Origin of the sequence: Variovorax sp. YR216, assembly GCF_900107745.1 — a bacterium.
Lineage (GTDB): Bacteria > Pseudomonadota > Gammaproteobacteria > Burkholderiales > Burkholderiaceae_C > Variovorax.
In genome coordinates this window covers 1,003,573-1,024,473 of record NZ_FNRO01000001.1, presented here as the reverse complement: position 1 = coordinate 1,024,473, position 20,901 = coordinate 1,003,573, and the positions used below count along the sequence as shown (strand labels likewise).

Genomic DNA, 20,901 nt, shown 5'->3' with positions numbered 1-20,901 from the left:
CACCAAAGGAACCCCATGGACCTCGACATCGTCGCTCTCTCACGATTGCAATTTGCCTTGACGGCGCTGTATCACTTTCTCTTCGTGCCCCTGACGCTGGGCCTGTCCATCATCGTCGCGATCATGGAGACGGTGTACGTGATGACCGGCCGCACGATCTGGCGCGACATGACGAAGTTCTGGGGCCTGCTCTTCGGCATCAACTTCGCGATGGGCGTGGCGACCGGCATCGTCATGGAGTTCCAGTTCGGCATGAACTGGAGCTACTACAGCCACTATGTCGGCGACGTCTTCGGCGCGCCACTGGCGATCGAGGGGCTGATGGCCTTCTTCCTCGAAGCGAGCTTCGTGGGCCTGTTCTTCTTCGGCTGGGACCGCCTGTCCAAGGTCGCGCACCTGATCGTCGCGTGGCTGGTCGCGATCGGTTCGAACTTCTCGGCGCTGTGGATCCTGATCGCGAACGGCTGGATGCAGAACCCGGTCGGCGCGTCGTTCAACCCGCAGACGATGCGCATGGAGGTCAACGACTTCTTCGCGGTGCTGACCAACCCCGTGGCGCAGGCCAAGTTCGTGCACACGGTGTCGGCTGGCTATGTGGTGGCCTCGATCTTCGTGCTCGGCGTGTCGGCGTGGTACGTGCTCAAGGGACGTCACCTGCAACTGGCCAAGCGCTCGATGACCGTCGCCGCCTCGTTCGGGCTCGCGGCGTCGCTGTCGGTGGTGCTGCTCGGCGACGAATCCGGCTATCTCTCCACCGAGCACCAGAAGATGAAGGTCGCCGCGCTCGAAGCGATGTGGAAGACCGAGCCCGCACCGGCGGCGTTCACCGCCTTCGGCTTCCCCGACCAGCGCACCCGCGAGACGCACTTCGCGGTGCACATCCCATGGCTGCTCGGCCTGATCGGCACACGCTCGCTGACCACCGAGATCCCCGGCATCGACGAGCTGGTGCACCGCGCGGAGCTCAACATCCGCGTCGGCATCTCCGCCTACGACGCGCTGCAGAAGATCCGCGAGGCGGGCAGCTCCGATGCGGTGCCCGAATCGGCCAAGACCATCTTCGAGGAGAACGGCCATGCGCTCGGCTATGCGCTCTTGCTCAAGCGTTACGTCGACGATCCGCGCAAGGCGACGCCGGAGCAGGTCGCGCAGGCCGCGCTCGACACCATCCCGCCGGTCTGGCAGCTCTACTGGTCCTTCCGCCTCATGGTCGGCCTCGGCATGTTCTTCATCGTGCTGACCGCGACCTTCTTCGTGCTGTCTGCGACACGAAAGCTCGATGCGTATCCATGGCTGCTCAAGGTCGCGGTGTTTGCGATTCCGCTGCCGTGGATCGCTGCGGAGCTGGGGTGGATCGTTGCCGAGGTGGGCCGCCAGCCGTGGGTGATCGAAGGCGTGCTGCCCACCGCGGTGGCGGTCTCGAACCTCGGCGCGGCCACGGTGCTGGCGACGATCGGGGTCTTCACGCTGATCTACACGGTGCTCTTCATCATCGAGATGAAGCTGATGCTGGGCGCGATCCGCAAGGGGCCGGTCGAGCATTTGGCGCCCCGCCGGTCTGGCACTGACGCTCAAGCGGCCTCCGGGCTGCCGCGTTCATCGCTGGCCGCCGAATGAACCCCGGAGTACGAACATGATCCTGCACACACTCCTTTCCTACGAATTCCTCCGTGTCGTCTGGTGGCTGCTGCTCGGCGTGCTGCTGGTCGGTTTCGCGGTCATGGACGGCTTCGACCTCGGCACCGGCATGCTGCTGCCTTTCGCGGGGCGGAGCGACCTGGAGCGCCGGGTGATCATCAACAGCGTCGGGCCGGTCTGGGAGGGCAATCAAGTCTGGCTGATCCTCGGCGGCGGCGCGATCTTCGCGGCGTGGCCGCAGCTGTACGCGGTGTCGTTCTCGGGCTTCTACGTTGCGATGTTCGCGATCCTCGTGGCGCTGATCCTGCGGCCGGTCGCCTTCAAGTTCAGGAGCAAGCGCGACGACGCGGCGTGGCGCGGACGCTGGGATGCGGCCCTGTTCATCGGTGGCTTCGTGCCTTCGCTGATCTGCGGCGTCGCGATGGGCAATGTGCTCCAGGGCGTGCCGTTCCGCTTCGGGACCGACATGCACATCTACTACGACGGGACCTTCTTCGGCCTGCTCAATCCGTTCGCGCTGCTGTGCGGGCTGGTGTCGGTAGCGATGCTCGCGATGCACGGGGCCGCGTGGCTGCAACTGAAGACCGAAGGCGCGGTCGCGGGTCGCGTTCGCGGCTATGGAAGTGTCGCCGCGGTTCTGACCGTGGTGCTCTATGCCGTCGCCGGTGTGCTGCTCTGGAAATTCGTCGACGGCTACCGCGTGACGAGCTCGCTGCCGCCCGACGGGCCGTCGAATCCGCTGCTCAAGACGGTGGAGGTGCATGCGAGCGCATGGTTCACCAACTATGCGGCCCATCCCGTGCTGTACGTCGTTCCGGGCCTCGGGCTTGCGGGTGCGCTGGTGGCGCTGCTCGGGTTTCGCATGCGCGCCGAGATGCTCACGCTGCTTGCCAGCGCGCTGAGCATCGCCGGCATCATCCTCAGCGTCGGCGTGTCGATGTTCCCGTTCATCCTGCCGTCCTCGGCGGATCCGCGCGCGAGCCTCACCGCATTCGACTCGTCGTCGAGCCATCTCACGCTGTTCATCATGCTGGTGGTGACCGCGATCTTCATTCCGATCATCGTGGCCTATACCGGCTGGATCTATCACGTGCTGCGCGGCAAGGTCGATCGCGACGCGATCCGCGAAGAGCGCGGACACGCCTACTGACCGCATCCAAGAATCAACGAGGAACAAATTCCATGTGGTACTTCGCCTGGATCCTGGGGCTGCCGCTGGCAGCGACTTTCGCGGTGCTCAACGCGATGTGGTACGAGCTGATGGATGACGAGGCCACGCGCCACGACAAGCTCGATAGACCGCAGGGCGACTAGCCCTGCGCTTTCTTGGCCCGGCCGCCGGTGATGCGGTCCTTGAGGCCCAGCACCTTCGTCACGGTCGCGCCCATGCCCATGAGCTGCATCGCGGTTTCGGGTGCGAGGCGCTGCACCTCGTCGAACCACTTCATGAGGCGGTCGATCAGGTCATACATCTCGCGCATGCGATGCTGGGCATGGCGCTCCTCATCGGAAGAGGGCTCTTCCAGCATGGCCGAGCGCAGCATCGACAGCGTGGGCTCGACCTCGCGGCGGCGGCGCTCCTCGGCCAGCACGCGGAAGATCTCCCACACATCGGACGGCGCCTCGAAATACTCGCGGCGGTCGCCCGGCTGGTGCCGCAGGTGAACGAGGCGCCACGCCTGGAGCTCCTTGAGGCCCATGCTGACGTTCGAGCGCGAGAACTCCAGCAACTCGGCGATCTCGTCCGCGTTGAGCGCGCGTTCGGAGATGAAGATCAGCGCGTAGATCTGTCCGACCGTCCGGTTGATGCCCCATTTGCTGCCCATTTCTCCGAAATGGGCGACGAACTGGCGGCTGAGCGGCGGCAGGGTGGATGCAGGCATCGGGCGATTTTCACGCCGAAATGCTGCACGTTCAGGAAATACTGAAAACTCACCAGGGCGTGGGCTGCGGCACCTCGCACACCGGGTCGACGTCCACGCTCTTGAAGTCGGCCGGCGAGACGATCTCCAGGTACTCCATGTCGGGCGAGTAGTCGAACAGGTAGTGCCGGATGCCCGGGCGCTGGTGCACCACGTCGCCGGCCTCCACGAGGGTTTCCTTGTCCTCGTACATGAAACGGGCCCAGCCCTTCACCATGATCACGATCTGGAAGTCCGCCTCGTGGCGGTGCCAGCCGGTGCCCGCTTCCGGTGCCATGTTGGCCTTGACGAGGTGCGCGATCACCTTGCCGTGGGTGGCCTCCGCGATGCCGAGATCGCGGTAGAGGAAGAAGTCGCGCAGGCCGCCCGAGACGTACTCGGTATCCGCCGGCTTGACGTGGGAAAACTTCGTGTCGGTCCGATCCAGCATGAGCGTTCCTTTGAAGAGGGGGATGTTGCGCCGCAGCATGCATAAAGCGTTCCCGTGGGTCCGGCGGCCTGCCTGCGCGGACGCGGGGATAATCCGCGCCATGAGCGGCAATACCTTCGGCACCCTTTTCGCAGTCACCAACTTCGGTGAATCCCATGGCCCCGCGATCGGGTGCGTGATCGATGGCTGCCCGCCCGGCATGGCGCTCAGCGAAGCGGACATCCAGGGCGACCTCGACCGCCGCCGCCCGGGCACCAGCCGCCACGTCACCCAGCGCAACGAGCCCGACGCGGTGCAGATCCTGAGCGGCGTGTACGAGGGAAAGACCACCGGCACGCCGATCGCGCTCCTGATCCAGAACACCGACCAGCGCAGCAAGGACTACGGCCAGATCGCGCAGCAGTTCCGCCCTGGCCACGCCGACTTCACCTACTGGAAGAAGTACGGCACCCGCGATCCGCGCGGCGGCGGCCGATCGTCGGCACGGCTCACCGCGCCGATGGTCGCGGCCGGCGCGGTGGCCAAGAAGTGGCTCTTCGAGAAGTACGGCACCGTGTTCCGCGGCTGCATGTCGCAGATCGGCGAGATCGCGATTCCCTTCGAGAGCTGGGAGCACGTGCCGAACAACCCCTTCTTCGCCCCGATTGCCGACGTCTCGCACCTCGAGGCGTACATGGATTCGCTGCGCAAGGCCGGCGACTCGTGCGGCGCGCGCGTCCGCGTGACCGCGTCGAACGTGCCCGTGGGCCTCGGCGAGCCGCTCTTCGACAAGATGGACGCCGACATCGCCTGGGCGATGATGGGCATCAACGCGGTGAAGGGTGTCGAGATCGGCGCCGGCTTCGCGAGCGTGGCGCAGCGCGGCACCACGCACGGCGATTCGATCACGCCGTCGGGCTTCGAGACCAACAATGCCGGCGGCGTGCTCGGCGGCATCACGACGGGGCAGGACCTCGACGTGAGCATCGCGATCAAGCCGACCAGCTCGATCATCAGCCCGCGCCAGTCCATCGACGTGAACAACCAGCCGGTCGAGGTCGTCACCAAGGGACGGCACGACCCCTGCGTGGGCATCCGCGCGACGCCGATCGCCGAGGCGATGCTGGCGCTGGTCGTCATCGAACATGCCTTGCGCAATCGTGCGCAGTGCGGTGATGTGAATACGTCGGAGGGCAAGGCGAACGCCGCCGAACCTTCGTCGCCCCAGGCGTCCTTCCTGTAGTGCCGGCGCCGCAGGCGGCCGGTGGCAAAGGCCATCTGCTGGCCTTTGCCGCGCTTTCGGCGAGCTACTTCGCCCACATCGGCTTTTTCAACCCCTACCTTCCGCTCTGGCTGAAGGAGCTGGGGCTGCCGATCTTCGTCATCAGCCTGCTGGCCTCGGTCCAGTCGGTCACGCGCGTCTTCGCGCCCTATGCGTGGGGCGCGTTGAGCGACCACACCGGCGAGCGCGTCAAGCTGCTGCGCTTCAGTGCGGCCGTGGCGCTGGTGTCGTCGTTCGGCCTCTGGTGGAACGGCGGGCCGTGGTGGCTGGGGCTGGTGCTGCTCGTGATGTTCACGCACACCAGTTCGATGATGTCGCTCACCGAGGCCGCGATGGCACACCTCGTGGCCGGCGACTGGGGACGCTACGGGCGCATCCGGCTGTGGGGCTCGGCGGGATTCCTGGTCACGGTGTTCTTCGCGGGCGAATGGTTCGAGCGCTTCGGCATGCGGCACTTCCCCGCATGGGCGGCCGGCACGCTGGCGATCGTGCTGATCGCGACCCTGCGCCTGCCTGACGTGCGCGAACCGGTCACCGCGCATTCGCACGAGAAATTGCCGGTCGGTCCGGTGCTGCGCATTCCGGCGGTGCGGTGGTTTTTCGCATCGCTGCTCTTCCACGTCATGTCGCACTTCGCGGTCTACGGCTTCCTGTCGCTGTACCTCGATTCGCTGGGCTACGGCAAGGGGACGATCGGGCTTCTGTGGGCGCTGTCGGTGGTGGCGGAGATCGCGTGGTTCTTTCTCCAGGGCCGGCTGCTGGGGCTGCTGGCCATGCCGCGCTGGCTGCTGCTTTGCGGCATTGCGACGGTGCTGCGCATGGGCACCACCGCCGGGCTGGGCCAGTGGATCTGGGCGCTGGTGGTGGCTCAACTGCTGCATGCGCTCTCGTTCGCGGCGCACCACACCACCTGCATCGCGATGGTGACGCGGCATTTTCCGGGCCGGCTGCGCGGGCGCGGGCAGGCGCTCTTCACGGTGATCGGCTACGGTTTCGGCGGTGTGCTGGGCGTGCTCGCGGGTGGTGCGATCGCGCAGCGCTTCGGCTACGTCGTGATGTTCGGCGTGGCCACCGCGCTGGCCGTGGTGGCCAGCTTCTGCGCGTGGCGGGCGCAGAAGCTGTAGAAGGCGGCTTGACCGGCCGGCACATCGACTTCGGCGTCAAGGCAAGAAAAGTACGGGCAGACGGCAAGATTCAGGAGAAACCCGTAGAGCGTTCGATCATCGATCGTGCCGGTACGATCATTGATCTACGTCGCCAGAATTCGCTGGGCCCGTTCAAGGGCTGCGTTCTACATTCACGCTGCGCACCGCGAACTGCGCGATAGCCGAACGAAGCCGGCGGGACCTCCGTCCCAAGTCCGCCGCCCCTCGACCCACCATCCGGAGAGACAAATGAGCAACCCCAAGGACTCGGAACCGAAAGGCCGACACCAATCCAAGAAGGCGGCCGCCAGCGGCTGGATCGGCTCGGCATTGGAGTACTACGACTTCTTCATCTACGCGACCGCCGCGTCGCTGATCTTTCCCCAGATCTTCTTCCCGAAGGGCGACCCCACGATCGCCATCGTCGCCTCGCTGGCGACCTACGGCGTCGGCTACATCGCACGGCCCATCGGCGCCTTCGTGCTCGGCCACTGGGGCGACACCAAGGGCCGCAAGCACATGCTGTTGATCTGCATGTTCCTCATGGGCTTCTCGACCATCGCGGTCGGCCTGCTGCCCACCTACGACCAGGTGGGTCTTCTGGCTCCGGTGCTGCTGGTGGTTCTGCGACTGATCCAGGGCTTCGCGGTGGCCGGGGAGATCTCGGGCGCGAGCTCCATGATCCTGGAGCACGCCCCATTCGGCCGACGCGGCTTCTTTGCCAGCTTCACGCTGCAGGGCGTGCAGGCCGGCCAGATCCTTGCCGCCGCCGTGTTCCTGCCGCTTGCCCACTACATGCCCGACGACGCCTTCCTGAGCTGGGGCTGGCGGATTCCGTTCATCCTGAGCTTCGTCGTGATCGTGGCCGGCTACATCATTCGCCGCGAAGTCGACGAGACGCCTGCGTTCACCGAAGAGCTCGCCGAGGGCCAGGCCGTGCCGAAGGCCCCGGTCATCGAGGCCTTCACGCAGAGCTGGAGGGACATGATCCGCGTGGTCTGCGCCTCGCTGATGAACGTGATCCCGGTCGTCGCCACCGTGTTCGGTGCCGCCTACGCGGTGCAGCCGGCCTACGGCATCGGCTTCCAGAAGGACATCTACCTGTGGATCCCGGTGCTCGGCAATGTCCTCGCGGTGATCGTCATCCCGATGGTCGGCAACCTCTCGGACAAGGTCGGCCGCAAGTTTCCGATGGTGCTCGGTTCACTCGGCGCGGGTCTGCTGTCGTTCGGCTACCTCTATGCGATCAGCATCCACAACGTGCCGCTGGCGATCGTGATGTCGCTCTTGATGTGGGGCATCGTGTACCAGGGCTACAACGCGGTCTTCCCGAGCTTCTACCCCGAACTGTTCCCGACCCGCACCCGCTGCTCGGCGATGGCGATCTCGCAGAACCTGGGCACCGCCGTCACCGCGATGCTGCCGGCCCTGTTCGTTGCCGTTGCGCCTCCCGGTGCGGCCAACATTCCGATGATCATCGGTGCGCTGACCCTCGGCATCACGGCCATCGCCGCCATCGCCGTGATGAGCGCCCGCGAAACCTACCGGATCCACCTCAACGATCTGGGCAAGCCGAACGCGGTGCCGGTTCCGAAGGATGAATACGACCGCCTGCGTGCGCAGACGCTGGCCGAGGCCTCTCTGACCAAGGCTGTCGCCTGACGTTCAGATCAAGTTCCTCATAGCCTGCGCGGTCTCGCGCAATACAGGGAGGACGCGGGCGACCGCGTCCTCGCTGCTTTCATGGCCCATGGGCATGGTCACGTTCAGCGCACCGACCAGTTCGCCGTGACGGTCCCGCAGCGGCACCGCGATGCCGCGTGAATTCAGATCCAGCTGCTGCTCCGACAGCGCCCACCCCTGCGCCCGGATGCGCGCGAGTTCGAGCTTCATGCGCTCCTTGCTCGAAATCGTGTGCGATGTGAACACCGCCAGTTCGCGCGTTTCCAGCCAGGCGCCCAGGTCCTCGTCGCTGCGCATCGCCAGCATCAGCATGCCCGACGCCGTCACCTGCGCCGGCACCCGCGCGCCGAGCACGTAGCCGGTGCTCATGCTCCGGTTCGGACCATTGCGTGCGATGTAGACCACCTCGTCCCCGTCCATCACGCTCAGGTAGGCGATCTCGTGCGTGCCGGCCGCCACCCGCTGCAGGAAGGGCTGCACGATGCGCGGCAGCCGCGCGGATTCCAGGTACGACTGCCCGAGGCGCAGCACGCGCGGCGTGAGCCAGAAGAGCTTGCCGTCGCTGGCCACGTAGCCCATGTGCTGCAGCGTGAGCAGGTAGCGCCGCGCCGCGGTGCGGGTCATGCCGGTGCGCTGGCCGGCTTCGCTGGCGGTCATGCGCTGGTGCGCGTCGTCGAAGGCCTCGATGATCGAGACGCCGCGTTCGAGGCCGGCGATCCAGTCGCGCTTGTCGAGACCGGGTGGCGTGGGGGATGTCTCGTTGTCCATGGCGTTTTTGGGACAAACCCTGAATTCGTTCGATGATCGAACAGTGTAGTTCGATCATCGGTTTTCCACACTTTCACTTGCTACGATCCGCTCACATCGACCGCTACATTAGCGGCGCCTCGTCAGTGATTCGGTCGATAGTCGAACAACTTGAAGCGAGACACCCACATGTTCCCTTCCATCGTCGGCAGCACCTCCCTCTACCTCCTCCCGGGCGACCCGGTCACGAATGTGCGCCTGCCGCGGATGTTCAATGCGGTGTTCGAGCGCTGCGGCATCGACGCGGTGATGGCGCCGGTGCAGGTGGGGCGGCGCGACCTGGCCGTTTTCGTGAAGGCGGCATTCCTGGCCAGGAACGTGCGCGGCATGGTGATTGCGCCGCCGCACAAGCCGTCGCTGGTGGACCTGCTGGATGGATGCGGCCTCTTCGGTCGCGTCGCGGGCTCCGCCAACGTGGTGCGCCGCATCGAGAACGGCGAGCTCGAAGGCGACCTCTTCGATGGCGAGGGCCTGATCGGCGCGCTCGACCGCTACAACATCCCGTTCCGCGGCAAGCGCGTGCTGATCCTCGGCGCGGGCGTGAGCGCGGCGGCCATCGGCGTGGCGCTCGCGGAAGGCGGGACGGTCAATGGCGCCGAGCACATCGCCTTCTACGACGTCGCGGCTGGCAAGGCCGCGGGTGTCGCCGCCAAGCTCGACGCCTTCTTCGACGCGACCACGGTTGCGGTCGACAGCAACGATCCCGCCGGCTACGACCTCGTCGTCAACGCGACCTCGCTCGGCCTCAAGCCCGAGGACCCGCTGCCGGTGGACGTCGCCCGCATGGATTCGCACGCGGCGCTCTTCGACATCCTCCTGCGCGGCCAGCCGACGCCCATCGTGCGCGCGGCGCGCGAGCGCGGCCTCAACGCGCAGGCCGGCTTCGAGATGCTGATCCAGCAGATGCCGCATTACCTCGACTTCTTTGGCCACAAGGACGCTGCGAACGCGGTGCGCCACGACGCCAATTTCCTGCGCGAGCTGATCTACCCGGCCTCGATGGCCGACGAGATCCATGCGCCCCTGCGCTATCACTCGGCCAGCGTGGCCTGACGCGCGGGCCGTTCATCTTTCAACGACAGAGACTCCCATGGCCATCGCCCTAGATCGCTTCGGCTTCAACACCGTCACCATGGGAGGCGAACTCGGCCACAAGCTCGAATGCATGAAGGCGGCCGGCTTCTCGGGCGTCGAGCTCTGGGCGCGTGATCTCATCAACCATCCCGCCGGCGTCGAGAAGGCCGCGCAGCTCGTGAAGCAAAGCGGCCTCAAGGTCACCGACTTCCAGCCGCTGCGCGACTTCGAATGCGCGCCCGACGCGATGCGCCCGCACCGGCTCGAAATGGCGCGCGAGCAGCTGCGCCAGATGGCGCTGGTCGGCACCGACCTGCTGCTGTGCTGCTCGACCACCTCGCCGCTCGCGATCGACGATCCCGACCGCGCCGCCGAGGACCTGCGAACGCTCGCCACGCTCGCGACGCCGCTGGGCATCCGCATCTGCTACGAGGCGCTTTCATGGGGCCGCCACACCAACCGCTGGCACCAGGCGTGGGACATCGTGCGCCGTTGCGACCGCGAGAACGTGGGTCTCAACCTCGATTTCTTCCACATGTCGGTGCACGGCGACGACACGCCCGAGACGCTCAAGCAGCTTGCCGAGGTGCCGGTGGAAAAAATCTTCCTCGTGCAGCTTGCCGACTACTTCTTCGAATACAGCGACCGCCAGTCCGACATGATCGAGCTGGCCCGCCACCAGCGCCTGTTCCCGGGCGAGGGATTGCACGACTCGCGCGACCTCGTGCAGCTTCTTGAAGACAAAGGCTATCGCGGCCACTACACCTTCGAGGTGTTCAACGACGACTACGTGAATTCCGACCCGATGGTGGTCGGGCAGCGCGCGATGAAGAGCGCGCGCTGGCTCAGCGAATCGCACGTCGCGGGCGGCGAGGGCGCCCGCGTGCCGCCGGCCTGAGTTCCAGCGCTCATCCGGCTCGAATCGATCAAAAACCAATCAACCACCAAAGAGGAGACTTCGATGGCCATTCTTCAATCCCGCAAGTTCGCGATCCGCCTGGCCGCCGCGTGCGCGCTGGCCGCCTGCGCCAGCGGTGCCTTCGCCCAGAACACCATCCAGGTGGCCAACATCCAGGAGCTGTCGGGCACCGGTGCCACTGCGGGCACGAACTTCAGGAATGGCGTCGAACTCGCGATCAAGGAAATCAACGCTTCCGGCGGCATCCTCGGCAAGAAGATCGAAAGCGCGATCAGCGACACGCAGTCGAACCCCGGCGTTGCCAAGGCCATGGCCGCCAAGGCGGTCGACAACGGTGTGATCGCGGTCTTCGGCCCCGGCTTCTCGGGCTCGATGATCGTCAGCATGGCCGAGACGCGCCGCGGCGAGACGCCGAACTTCACCGGCGCCGAGGCCACCGCGATCACCGCGCAGGGCAATCCCTTCGTCTTCCGCACGAGCTTCTCGCAGGTCAACGCGATGCCCAAGCTGGCGCGCTATGTGGCCGCGAACCTCAAGGCCAAGACCATCGCGGTGGTCTACGTCAACAACGATTTCGGCAAGGGCGGGCGCGATGCGTTCATGAAGTCTGCCGAAGCGAACGGCATCAAGATCGTGGCCGACATCTCGACCGAGCCGGGTCAGGTCGACTGGTCGGCGCCGGTGCTCAAGGCCAAGCAGAGCAACCCGGACGCGGTGTTCGTCTACACCAACGAGGAAGAGTCGGCGCGCGCGCTGCGTGAGTTGCGCAAGCAGGGCTGGAACAAGCCGATCCTCGGCGAGACGGTGCTGCCGAGCCAGAAGGTGATCGAGCTGGCGGGTGAATCCGCCAACGGCATCCTGGCGCACGTGGGCCTCACGGTGGACGCGCCGATCCCGACGATGCGCGCCTTCCGCGCGAAGTTCGAGAAGGAATACAAGTACATCCCCGACCACAATGGCATCAAGGGCTACACCAGCGTCTACATGTTCAAGGCTGGCGTCGAGAAGGCGGGCAAGCTCGACCGCATCGCGATCGCCAAGGCGCTGCACGGCCTGACGATCCCGGTGTCGAAGGAGCCCGGCGTGCTGATGGACGTGACCATCGACGAGAAGGGCGATCTCGACCGCGAGAGCTTCATCGTCGAGGTGAAGAACGGCAAGCAGGAAGTGAAGGAAATCCTGCCCGCCCTGGGCAAGAAGCAGTAAGCGCCGGGCAAGCAAGGTCCCATGACCGACTTCCTGCAGCTCTTCTTCTCCGGGCTCGCCACCGGCTCGATCTACGCGCTGGCGGCGCTCGGCTTCACGCTGCTCTGGCAGGCCAGCGGCACCATCAACTTCGCCCAGGGCGAGTTCGTGATGCTGCCGGCCTTCGCCATGCTGGCGTTCATGTCGTTCGGCGCACCGCTGGCGCTCGGCTTCGTGCTCACCGTCGCGGTGGCGGTGGTGGTGCTCGGCTGGGCGTTCAAGCGCGGCGTGGTCGATCCGCTTCTCAAGTACGGAATGATGCCGATCGTGGTCGCGAGCATCGGCCTGTCGATCGCGATGCGCAACGGCGTGCGCGCGGCCTACAGCGCCGAGGCACAGCCCTTTCCGAGCCTGTTTCCGGACAAGCTCTTCAACGTCGCGGGCGTGACGATCACGATGGGCGACCTCGGCACCTTCGTGCTCGCGGTGGCGATCGTGCTGGCGACGCAGGCCTTCCTCGCGAAGACCGTGACCGGCCGCGCGATGCAGGCCGTGGCGCAGAACACCGAAAGCGCGAGCGTGCTGGGCATCAACGTGCCGCGCATGGTGTTCTATACCTTCGCGATCAACGCCGCGCTCGCAGTGGCGGCGGCGCTGCTGGTCACGCCGACCTACCTCGCGAAGTTCGACATGGGCGAGAGCCTGGGCAGCAAGGCGTTCTTCGCGGCCATCATCGGCGGCTTCAACAACTCGCGCGGCGCGCTGGTGGGCGGCCTGATCGTGGGCGTGGCGGAGAACCTCGCCGCGGCCTACATCTCGCCGGCCTACAAGGACGCGGTGGCACTGGTGATCTTCATGGTCGTGATCCTCTTCAAGCCGCAGGGCCTCCTCGGAAAGAAGGAGGAGCGCAAGGTATGAAAAAGCTCAACGCCTTCCTCATCGCCGCCGCGCTGGCCGCGATGCTCATCGCGCCGCAGTTCCTGAAGAACTACGGGGTGTACCTGCTGAGCTACTGGCTGATCTTCATCATCGCGACGATGGGGCTCAATCTCACGGTGGGCTATGCGGGACAGAAGTCGCTCGGCCATGCGGCCTTTCTCGGCATCGGCGCCTACACCATGGCGCTGATGCTCAAGGCCGGGTTCAGCTTCTGGCTGGGGCTGCCGGCCGCCGCGGTGCTGTGCTTCGCTGTCGGACTGGTGCTCGGCTTCCCGGCGCTGCGGGTGCAGACCATCTATCTCGCCTTCGCCACGCTGGGCTTCAACACCGCGATCTGGCTCGTGATGCGCAACGAGGAGTGGCTCACCGGCGGTACTTTCGGCATCAACAACGTGGCGCGCCCGTCGCTCTTCGGACTGTCGCTGGAAGGCAACCGGCCGTACTACTACCTGGTGCTGGCGGTCGCCGCGATGCTCGCGCTCGCGCTCTGGGGCCTGTTGCGATCGCCATGGGGCAAGGCCTTCACGGCGCTGCGCGACAACCCGATCCGCGCCGAGAGCCTGGGCATCAGTGTGCGTGGCTACACGCTGCTGAGCTTCGCGATCGGCGCTGCCTACGCGGGCGTGGCGGGCGGGTTGTTCGCCTCGCTGGTGCAGTTCATCGAGCCGGCGCCGTTCACCGTGGCGGCGTCGATCATGATGTACCTCATGGTCGTGGTCGGCGGCCCCGGCTACTTCTGGGGGCCGGTGCTGGGCGCGGCGGTCGGCGTGGTGCTGCCGGAATGGCTGCGCGACGTGCCGGGCGTGTCCGACTGGTACCTGCCGCTGTTCGGCGCGGCCGTGGTGCTGCTGATGGTGTGGCTGCCCGACGGGCTGCTCTCGCTCCCCGACCGCATCCGGGCACGCCGCGAATCCCGCGAAGCGTCGGTGGCCCGCGCGGCGATGGCGCAGAAAGTAGGGGTAGCCCAATGAGCGCCGCCCGGCCGCCCGAAGGCGCTCGCACCGCAGCGCGAAGCGCGGAGGTTTCTCTATGAGCGCACCCGTTCTGCGCGTGACCGATCTGCGCAAGTCCTACGGCGCGATCCAGGCCGTGGGCGGCGTGAGCTTCGAGGTCCGGCCCGGCGAGATCTTCGGCGTGATCGGCCCCAACGGCTCGGGCAAGACCACGCTGTTCAACTGCATGCTCGGGCAGATCACGCCCGATGCCGGACGCATCGAGCTCAAGGGCGACGACGTGACCAAGCTCGGGCCGCTCGAGCTCAACCGGCGCGGCGTCGGCCGCACCTTCCAGACGCTGCAGGTGTTCGGGAAGATGACCGTGCGCGAGAACCTCATCGTCGCCGCGCAGGAGCACCAGGGCACGATGTGGAGCCGCATGTTCGCGCCCGGCGATTCCGGCCTCGGCCCCAAGGCCGACGCGCTGATCGACCAGTTCCGCATCCGCCACGTCGCCGACAAGAAGGCCGGCACGCTGTCCTATGGCCAGCAGAAGCTGGTGGACATCGGCATGGCCTTCATGAGCGACCCGGACCTGGTGCTGCTCGACGAGCCCTGCGCCGGCGTGAACCCGAGCCTGGTGAGCGGCCTCTCGTCGCTGCTCAAGGACCTCAACCGAACCCGCGGCGGCAGCTTCGTCGTGATCGAGCACAACATGGACTTCGTGATGGACCTGTGCCACCGGATCATGGTGATGGTCGAGGGCAAGGTGATGGCCATCGGCACGCCGGCCGAGATCCGCGCCAACAAGCAGGTGCTCGACGCTTACTTAGGGAACTGACCGTGACGAAGATCGCCAACGATTCCGACACCTGCATCGAGTTCGACAACGTCGTCGCGGGCTACAAGGATTTCATGATCCTCAACAACCTGTCGTTCAAGGCGAAGCGCGGCAGGATCACGCTGCTGCTCGGGCCCAATGGCGCGGGCAAGTCCACGGTGCTGAAGACGATGTTCGGTCTGCTCAAGGTGCGGCAGGGCGCAATCCGCCTCGACGGGCAGGACATCACCGGCGCCAGCGCGCGCGACCTGCTCGTGAAGCACGGCGTCGCCTTCGTCCCGCAGGGACGCAACCTGTTCGGCCAGCTCACCGCCTTCGAGAACCTGGAGCTCGGCGGCATCACGCTGGGCATGAAGACCACGCACGAGCGCATTCCCGAGGTGCTGGAGTTCTTCCCGCGCGTCAAGGAGCGCATGCACAGCGCGGCGGCGTCGCTCTCGGGCGGCGAGCAGAAGCAGCTCGAAGTGGGCCGCGCGCTGCTGCTGCGGCCCAAGGTGATCCTGATCGACGAGCCTTCCATCGGGCTGTCGCCGATCGTGGTGCAGGACGTCTTCAAGCTGCTGCGCCGGCTGGCCGACGGCGGCACCACGGTGCTGATGGTCGAGCAGAACGTGAAGAGCGCGCTGCGCATGGCGGACGAGGCGATCGCGCTCGAATCCGGCCGCCTCGTGCTGCACAAGCGCGCCGACGCGCTGCTGGCCGACCCGAACATCGAACGACTCTTCCTCGGCGGTGCCCATGCTGCGGCAACAGCAACGGCGACCGCGTGATTCATCCCTAGGACCACTGCAATGATTTCCGGCAAGACCACCCTCATCGCCCATCTGGGCTATCCGACGGAGAGCTTCAAGGCTCCGATGATCTACAACCCCTGGTTCGACAAGCAGGGCATCGACGCTGTGGTGATCCCGATGGGCGTGAAGCCCGAGGACTACCCGGAAGTGTTCGCCTCGGTGTTCAAGTTCACCAACATCCGTGGCGCGCTCGTGACGATGCCGCACAAGATCACGACGATGTCGCTGGTCGACGAGGTCACGCCCACCGCGAAGATCGCCGGTGCGTGCAACGCGGTGCTCAAGCGCCCCGACGGCAAGCTGGTGGGCGACCAGTTCGATGGCGCGGGCTTCGCGCGCGGCGTGCAGCGCAAGGGCCGTTCGCTCGACGGCGCGCGGGTGCTGGTGTCGGGCAGCGGCGGCGTTGGTTCGGCCATCGCTGCCTCGCTGGCTGCCGCCAATGTCGCCGAGATGGCGCTGTTCGACACGAACGGCGCGTCGGCCGATGCGCTCGCGGAGCGGCTGCGCACGCACTATCCGAAGCTCAAGGTCACGACCGGATCCAAGGATCCGGCGGGCTTCGATCTCGTGGTCAACGCGACGCCGCTCGGCATGAAGGAGGGCGATCCGCTGCCCTTCGACATCGACCGCATCGCACCGACCACCTTCGTCGGCGAAGTGGTGATGAAGAGCGAATACACGCCGCTGCTGCGCGCCGCCAAGGAAAAGGGCTGCGCGGTGCAGGTGGGCACCGACATGCTCTTCGAGATGATCCCGGCGTATCTCGAGTTCTTCGGCTACGGCACCGCCACCGCCGAGGAACTGCGTGCCGTCGCCACGCTGAACTACTGAAACCCCCAGCGCCATGAGCGTCTTCGAGGGATTCCTCTCCACCTCCGAAACGCTGGCCGCCTTCAGCGAACACCACTTCGTCGATGCGATGCTGCGCTTCGAGGCCGCGCTGGCGCGGGCGCTGGCGCAGGTCGGGCTGATCCCCGAATCGGCGGCGCAATCGATCGTCGGCAGTTGCAAGGTCGAGCTCTTCGACGTGGCGAAGATCGTGCGCGACAGCGGCCGCGCCGGCAGCGTCGCGATCCCGCTCGTGAAGAGCCTCAAGGAAGCCGTGGGCCTCTTCAACGCCGACGCGGTGCCCTACGTGCATTTCGGCAGCACCAGCCAGGACGTGATCGACACCGCGATGGCGCTGGTCACGCGCGAGGTGGTGTCGCTGGTCCAGGCCGATCTTGCCAAGGCGGCGCAGGCGCTGCTGCGCCATGCCGAGACGCATGCGACCACGCCGATCCTCGCGCGCACGCTGATGCAGCCGGCCTCGGTCACCAGCTTCGGGCTCAAGTGCGTCGGGTGGGCGGCACCCCTGGTGCGCAGCCGCGATCGCATTTCGCAGGCCGCCCGATGCGCGCTGAACGTTCAGCTCGGCGGCGCCGTGGGCACGCTGGCACAGATGAAAGGGCACGGGCCGCAGGTCCGCCGCCACATGGCCGAGGCGCTGGGGCTCGGTGACCCGGGCGCGAGCTGGCACACGCAGCGCGACGAGTGGGTCGCGCTCGGCTGCGAACTCGGCATCATGGTCGGCAGCCTCGGCAAGATCGCGAAGGACGTCTCGCTGATGGGCCAGTACGAAGTCGGCGAACTGGCCGAGCCGAGCGAGCCCGGCCGCGGCGGTTCGTCGGCGATGCAGCACAGGCGCAACCCGATCGCTTCGATGGCCGCGCTCGCCGCGGCCGAACGCGCACCCCAGCGCGTCGCCGCACTGCTTCAGGCGATGCCGCAGGAGCACGAGCGGGCCCTCGGCGCATGGCAGGCCGAACTCGGGGAATGGCCGCAATTGCTGATGGCGGCGCATGGCAGCGTGCGTGCGCTCGCAGGGGCTTTGCCGGGCCTGCAGGTGGACGCGGCGCGGATGCGGTCCAATATCGACCGGCTGCGCGCCGAGCTTCCCCGCGATGCCGCCGACGAATGGTTCGACCCGGCGCTCGCCGCCCCCGCCGGCGAGATCGCGTTGGCGCAGGCGCTGGTGCTGCAGGCCCGACTCCATCCACCCCAAATCGCCAAATGACTTCCGCTTCCACGCCGCCGCAGGACGAATCCAGGAACTCGTACGAAAGCGGCCTTCTCGATCGCCGCCGTGTGCTCGGCGATTCCTGGGTCGACCAATCGCGCGCCAACCATGCCTTCGGCATCGCCACGGGCATCCTGCGCGAAAAGGGCCTGCTCGCGGACGCACCCCTGTGAGCGGGCAGGCCGCGCGCAGCGGCATCTCGTTTGCGCTGCTGCTGCCGCTCTTGCTGGCGGCGCAGCCTGTCGCCACCGACAGCTATCTTCCGGCCTTGCCCGCCATCGCGCGCGAGCTGGGCGCGGCCAGTTCGAGCCTCACGGTCTTCGTGCTTGCCTTCGGCCTCGGGCAGTTGCCTTGCGGGCCACTGTCGGACCGCTTCGGCCGCCGGCCGGTGCTGCTGACCGGGCTCGCGCTCTACATGGTCGCCGCGCTCGGCAGTGCGCTGGCGATCGGCATCCCGATGCTGGTGGCGTGCCGCGCGCTGCAAGGCTTTTCGATGGCCGCGATCCTCGTCTGCGCACGTGCGGCGGTGCGCGACCTGTACCCGGCGCATGAAGGTCCGCACGTGATGGCGCGCGGCCTCACCGGTCTCGGCGTGGTGGCGCTGATCGCCCCGGTGCTGGGCGCCTACGCGGTGCAGGCCACCGGATGGCGCTGGGTGCTCGGCGGCATGGCGGTCTATGCGCTCGGGCTGTTCGTGATGTGCTTTCGCGGTTTCGGCGAAACGCGAGCGGGCGATCTTGGCGCCGCCGCAGCGAAAGGCAGCGTTCGCGAGGTGTTCGCCAGTGCGAGCTTCCGTGCCTGGGCGTCGGTTGCGGCGGCGACCTACGGCGGGCTGTTCTGCTTTCTCCTCTTGTCGCCAATGGTCTACATCAGCTACCTGGGCCTTTCGCCCGCCTGGTACGGCTGGATCCCTGCCGGCGGCTCGGCGGTCTACATCTTCAGCACCACGCTGTGCCGCCGGCTGCTGACCCGCAAGGGGCCGGTGCGCACGGTGCAACTGGGCTCACTGCTCAGCCTTGCAGGACCGACGGTGCAGGCGCTCGGCTGCTGGCTGCTGCCGCATTCCGTGTGGCCGCTGCTGCTGGGGCATGCCATCTATTGCATCGGCCATGGCATTCACCAGCCCTGCGGGCAGGCCGGTGCGGTCGGCGATCTTCCGCAGCTCGCCGGTCGCGCGGTATCGTGGTCGGGCTTCGGGATGATGGCGGTGGCCTTCGTCGTCGGGCAGATCGCATCCAGCTTCGTGGACCCGCAACTCAGCCATGGCGCCTGGCCGATGGTGCTGCCGATGGTGCTGGCCGGGGCGGTGCTGGTGATGATCGCCTACCTCTGGCTGCCGCACCTGCCGAAGACACACCCGCGAAAGGAGACACCATGAGCCACCTGAACGTCCTCCGGGAAGGCAATGGCCCGATCGTCGTGCTGAGCCATGCACTCGGCTGCGACCTGCACATGTGGGATGGCGTGGCCGAGCAGCTCGCTCGCGCGCACACGGTGGTGCGCTACGACCACCGCAATCACGGCCGGTCCGAGGTGGTGGCGGGGCCGATCACGCTGCAGACGCTGGCTGATGACGCCGCGGAACTCATCGTGCGCGAAGCGGGCGGCGAGCCGGTGCATTTCGTCGGTCTCTCGATGGGCGGCATGACCGCGCAGGCGCTGGCGGCCAAGCACCCCGAGCTGCTCCGGAGCGTGGTGATCGCGAATTCGTCCTCGCACTATCCCGACCAGACACCGTGGCGCACGCGTGTCGAAACGGTGCAGGCGCAAGGCGTCGGCGCGATCGCGGCCGGCGCGGTGGGGCGCTGGCTCACGCCCGAATACGTCTCGACCCCGGAAGGCGCCGAAGTGGCCCGTCAGTTGACCGAAACGCTGGCAGGCACCGATGCCGCCGGCTACATCGCGAGCTGCAATGCGGTGGCGGCGATCGATTTCCGCGAGAGCAACCGTGCCATCGCCGTGCCCTGCCTGGTGATTGCAGGCACCCGCGACGAGGCCACGCCGCCGGCCATGTCCGAAGCCCTGGCGGCGGCGATTCCTGGTTCGCGCCTGGCGGCCATCGAGGCGGCCCACCTGAGCGCGGTGGAGCGCCCGGTGGAGTTCAGCCAGATGCTGCTGGATTTCTGGCGCGGCCTCTGAGGCTCAGCTGCCGCGATACGTCGAGCAGCTCCACGGCGTGCACAGCATCGGCACGTGGTAGTGCTGCTGCGTGTCGAAGAGCGCGAAGCGCACCGGAACGGTGTCGAGGAAGGGTGGATCGGCTTCGCCGCCCGGCTGCTTGCGGAAGTAGTCACCGACGTGGAAGAGCAGCTCGTACTGCCCGACCTTCGCCGCATCGGGCGCGAGCACCGGCTGGTCGGTACGGCCATCGGCGTTGGTGGTCATGGTCTTCACCAGCTTCCAGCCGTCGCCGTCGCGAACCGAGAAATCGATGCGCATGCCCGCGCCGGGGCGGCCCGTGCCGCTGTTGAGAACGTGTGTGGAAATGCCAGCCATGTGTTGTCTCCTTGTCGTGTCTGATGAATCCTGGGGCGGCGCAGCAAGCCCGTTCGCGGGCACCCGCGGAACCGGCTTCGCCGGGCCGCTGGGGTGCGCCCCCTGCAGGGGGTGCAGAGCCACACGAAGTGGGCGAGGCTGGGGGGGAGCCTAGCTGCCTCGGTAGTAGGAGTAGCCCCAGGGCGTGAAGAGGATCGCCAAATGGATGCGTTCTGCCGGGTTCGTGATGCGAAAGCGCACCGGCACCTGCGAGAGGAAGTTCGGCTTCGGCAACTGCGTGCCACGTGCGGCGAAGTAGTCCTCGAACTGCAGCAGCAACTCGTAGCGTCCGGGTTGATAGCTCTGGTCCACCAGCAGCGGCTCGTCGGTGCGGCCGCCCTTGTTGGTCTCGAAGCGCCGCAGCACGCGCAGGTCGTCGCCGTCGTATTTCGACAGCTGCACCTTCATGCCCGCACCGGGCGAGCCGTTGTGCGTGTCGATCGCATGCATCGTGAGGCGCGGGCTCAGGTTGAGCTGAGAGACGGGCGCGGTGGTGAGCGCCGCGGGCGCATTCTGCGCGACTGCGCTACCGGCCGCGATGCTGCCGAGTGCGAGCCCCGCGGGCAGGAACGCGCGGCGGGTGAGGGTAGGTGAAGTCATGCAAAGTGCTCCAGTTCAGATAAGACAGGCCAGCGAAGCGAGGCCCGTTCGCGGAATCCAGCGGAGCCGGCTTGGCCGGGCCGCCAGGATTGCCCCCTGCAAGGGGGTGGAGAGCGACACGAGGTGCGCGAGCC

At 66.9% G+C, this 20,901-nt stretch carries 23 protein-coding genes; 18 read left to right on the top strand and 5 right to left on the bottom strand.

Annotation, left to right across the window (positions count from 1 at the left end; genetic code table 11):
- Nucleotides 1–15: 15 nt before the first annotated feature.
- The 3 genes from BLW05_RS04820 to cydX are packed head-to-tail and all read left to right on the top strand — an operon-like array spanning nucleotide 16 to nucleotide 2,952.
- Entirely contained in the window at nucleotides 16–1,617 is a 1,602-nt protein-coding gene (locus BLW05_RS04820; RefSeq protein WP_093160277.1) for a cytochrome ubiquinol oxidase subunit I, read from the top strand.
- 16 nt (nucleotides 1,618–1,633) lie between these two features.
- Nucleotides 1,634–2,788, top strand: a complete 1,155-nt coding sequence (gene cydB, locus BLW05_RS04815; RefSeq protein WP_093160274.1) for a cytochrome d ubiquinol oxidase subunit II — start codon at nucleotides 1,634–1,636, stop codon at nucleotides 2,786–2,788.
- 32 nt (nucleotides 2,789–2,820) lie between these two features.
- Nucleotides 2,821–2,952 (top strand): cytochrome bd-I oxidase subunit CydX, encoded by a 132-nt coding sequence (cydX, locus tag BLW05_RS04810; RefSeq protein WP_093160272.1) that lies wholly within the window; start codon nucleotides 2,821–2,823, stop codon nucleotides 2,950–2,952.
- Here the strand turns inward: cydX and BLW05_RS04805 are convergent.
- Both BLW05_RS04805 and BLW05_RS04800 read right to left on the bottom strand, forming a co-directional pair.
- Nucleotides 2,949–3,521, bottom strand: coding sequence for a GbsR/MarR family transcriptional regulator (locus tag BLW05_RS04805; protein ID WP_093160269.1), 573 nt, complete (start codon nucleotides 3,519–3,521; stop codon nucleotides 2,949–2,951). The two genes, cydX and BLW05_RS04805, sit on opposite strands and share 4 nt — an antisense overlap.
- A gap of 49 nt (nucleotides 3,522–3,570) precedes the next feature.
- On the bottom strand, nucleotides 3,571–3,990 hold the full coding sequence (locus tag BLW05_RS04800; RefSeq protein ID WP_093160522.1) for a cupin domain-containing protein: 420 nt from the start codon (nucleotides 3,988–3,990) through the stop codon (nucleotides 3,571–3,573).
- Between the two features lie 100 nt (nucleotides 3,991–4,090).
- Between BLW05_RS04800 and aroC the strand changes: the two genes are divergently transcribed.
- From aroC to BLW05_RS04785, 3 genes are all read left to right on the top strand, one after another.
- Nucleotides 4,091–5,212, top strand: a complete 1,122-nt coding sequence (gene aroC / locus BLW05_RS04795) for a chorismate synthase (protein ID WP_093160267.1) — start codon at nucleotides 4,091–4,093, stop codon at nucleotides 5,210–5,212.
- Nucleotides 5,212–6,375: an MFS transporter gene (locus tag BLW05_RS04790; protein ID WP_093160264.1), complete on the top strand. Its 1,164-nt coding sequence runs from the start codon at nucleotides 5,212–5,214 to the stop codon at nucleotides 6,373–6,375. Before aroC ends, BLW05_RS04790 begins: the two co-directional genes overlap by 1 nt.
- Nucleotides 6,376–6,645: 270 nt before the next feature.
- Nucleotides 6,646–8,058, top strand: a complete 1,413-nt coding sequence (locus tag BLW05_RS04785) for an MFS transporter (RefSeq protein ID WP_093160262.1) — start codon at nucleotides 6,646–6,648, stop codon at nucleotides 8,056–8,058.
- Nucleotides 8,059–8,061: 3 nt separating this feature from the next.
- Here BLW05_RS04785 and BLW05_RS04780 read toward each other — a convergent pair whose 3' ends face one another.
- Entirely contained in the window at nucleotides 8,062–8,847 is a 786-nt protein-coding gene (locus BLW05_RS04780) for an IclR family transcriptional regulator domain-containing protein (RefSeq protein WP_093160259.1), read from the bottom strand.
- Nucleotides 8,848–9,015: 168 nt separating this feature from the next.
- On the opposite strand from BLW05_RS04780, the gene BLW05_RS04775 reads away from it, so the two are divergent.
- The 12 genes from BLW05_RS04775 to BLW05_RS04725 all read left to right on the top strand — a co-directional run bounded on the left by BLW05_RS04775 (nucleotide 9,016) and on the right by BLW05_RS04725 (nucleotide 19,771).
- Entirely contained in the window at nucleotides 9,016–9,939 is a 924-nt protein-coding gene (locus tag BLW05_RS04775; protein ID WP_093160257.1) for a shikimate dehydrogenase family protein, read from the top strand.
- A 37-nt stretch (nucleotides 9,940–9,976) separates the two neighbouring features.
- Nucleotides 9,977–10,858: a sugar phosphate isomerase/epimerase family protein gene (locus BLW05_RS04770; RefSeq protein ID WP_177142554.1), complete on the top strand. Its 882-nt coding sequence runs from the start codon at nucleotides 9,977–9,979 to the stop codon at nucleotides 10,856–10,858.
- Nucleotides 10,859–10,921: 63 nt separating this feature from the next.
- Nucleotides 10,922–12,085 (top strand): ABC transporter substrate-binding protein, encoded by a 1,164-nt coding sequence (locus BLW05_RS04765; RefSeq protein WP_093160252.1) that lies wholly within the window; start codon nucleotides 10,922–10,924, stop codon nucleotides 12,083–12,085.
- A gap of 21 nt (nucleotides 12,086–12,106) precedes the next feature.
- Nucleotides 12,107–12,982, top strand: coding sequence for a branched-chain amino acid ABC transporter permease (locus BLW05_RS04760; protein ID WP_093160250.1), 876 nt, complete (start codon nucleotides 12,107–12,109; stop codon nucleotides 12,980–12,982).
- Complete coding sequence (locus BLW05_RS04755; RefSeq protein ID WP_093160247.1) at nucleotides 12,979–13,974, top strand: branched-chain amino acid ABC transporter permease; 996 nt, start codon at nucleotides 12,979–12,981, stop codon at nucleotides 13,972–13,974. Before BLW05_RS04760 ends, BLW05_RS04755 begins: the two co-directional genes overlap by 4 nt.
- A gap of 58 nt (nucleotides 13,975–14,032) precedes the next feature.
- Nucleotides 14,033–14,779, top strand: coding sequence for an ABC transporter ATP-binding protein (locus tag BLW05_RS04750; RefSeq protein ID WP_093160245.1), 747 nt, complete (start codon nucleotides 14,033–14,035; stop codon nucleotides 14,777–14,779).
- 74 nt (nucleotides 14,780–14,853) lie between these two features.
- Entirely contained in the window at nucleotides 14,854–15,549 is a 696-nt protein-coding gene (locus BLW05_RS04745) for an ABC transporter ATP-binding protein (protein WP_093160520.1), read from the top strand.
- 21 nt (nucleotides 15,550–15,570) lie between these two features.
- A complete protein-coding gene (locus BLW05_RS04740) occupies nucleotides 15,571–16,404 on the top strand; it encodes a shikimate dehydrogenase family protein (RefSeq protein WP_093160242.1) in 834 nt (277 codons plus the stop codon).
- A gap of 13 nt (nucleotides 16,405–16,417) precedes the next feature.
- Entirely contained in the window at nucleotides 16,418–17,629 is a 1,212-nt protein-coding gene (gene pcaB, locus BLW05_RS04735) for a 3-carboxy-cis,cis-muconate cycloisomerase (RefSeq protein ID WP_093160240.1), read from the top strand.
- Nucleotides 17,626–17,805 carry a hypothetical protein gene (locus BLW05_RS35280; RefSeq protein WP_143044771.1) on the top strand — a complete coding sequence of 60 codons (180 nt, stop codon included), beginning with the start codon at nucleotides 17,626–17,628 and terminating at the stop codon, nucleotides 17,803–17,805. The genes pcaB and BLW05_RS35280 overlap by 4 nt, the downstream gene beginning before the upstream one ends.
- Nucleotides 17,802–19,010 (top strand): multidrug effflux MFS transporter, encoded by a 1,209-nt coding sequence (locus BLW05_RS04730; RefSeq protein WP_143044770.1) that lies wholly within the window; start codon nucleotides 17,802–17,804, stop codon nucleotides 19,008–19,010. Before BLW05_RS35280 ends, BLW05_RS04730 begins: the two co-directional genes overlap by 4 nt.
- On the top strand, nucleotides 19,007–19,771 hold the full coding sequence (locus BLW05_RS04725) for an alpha/beta fold hydrolase (RefSeq protein ID WP_093160235.1): 765 nt from the start codon (nucleotides 19,007–19,009) through the stop codon (nucleotides 19,769–19,771). Before BLW05_RS04730 ends, BLW05_RS04725 begins: the two co-directional genes overlap by 4 nt.
- 3 nt (nucleotides 19,772–19,774) lie before the next feature.
- Here BLW05_RS04725 and uraH (BLW05_RS04720) read toward each other — a convergent pair whose 3' ends face one another.
- Both uraH (BLW05_RS04720) and uraH (BLW05_RS04715) read right to left on the bottom strand, forming a co-directional pair.
- Nucleotides 19,775–20,128, bottom strand: a complete 354-nt coding sequence (gene uraH, locus BLW05_RS04720) for a hydroxyisourate hydrolase (RefSeq protein ID WP_093160233.1) — start codon at nucleotides 20,126–20,128, stop codon at nucleotides 19,775–19,777.
- A 150-nt stretch (nucleotides 20,129–20,278) separates the two neighbouring features.
- Nucleotides 20,279–20,767: a hydroxyisourate hydrolase gene (uraH, locus tag BLW05_RS04715; protein ID WP_093160230.1), complete on the bottom strand. Its 489-nt coding sequence runs from the start codon at nucleotides 20,765–20,767 to the stop codon at nucleotides 20,279–20,281.
- Between the last annotated feature and the right edge of the window lie 134 nt (nucleotides 20,768–20,901).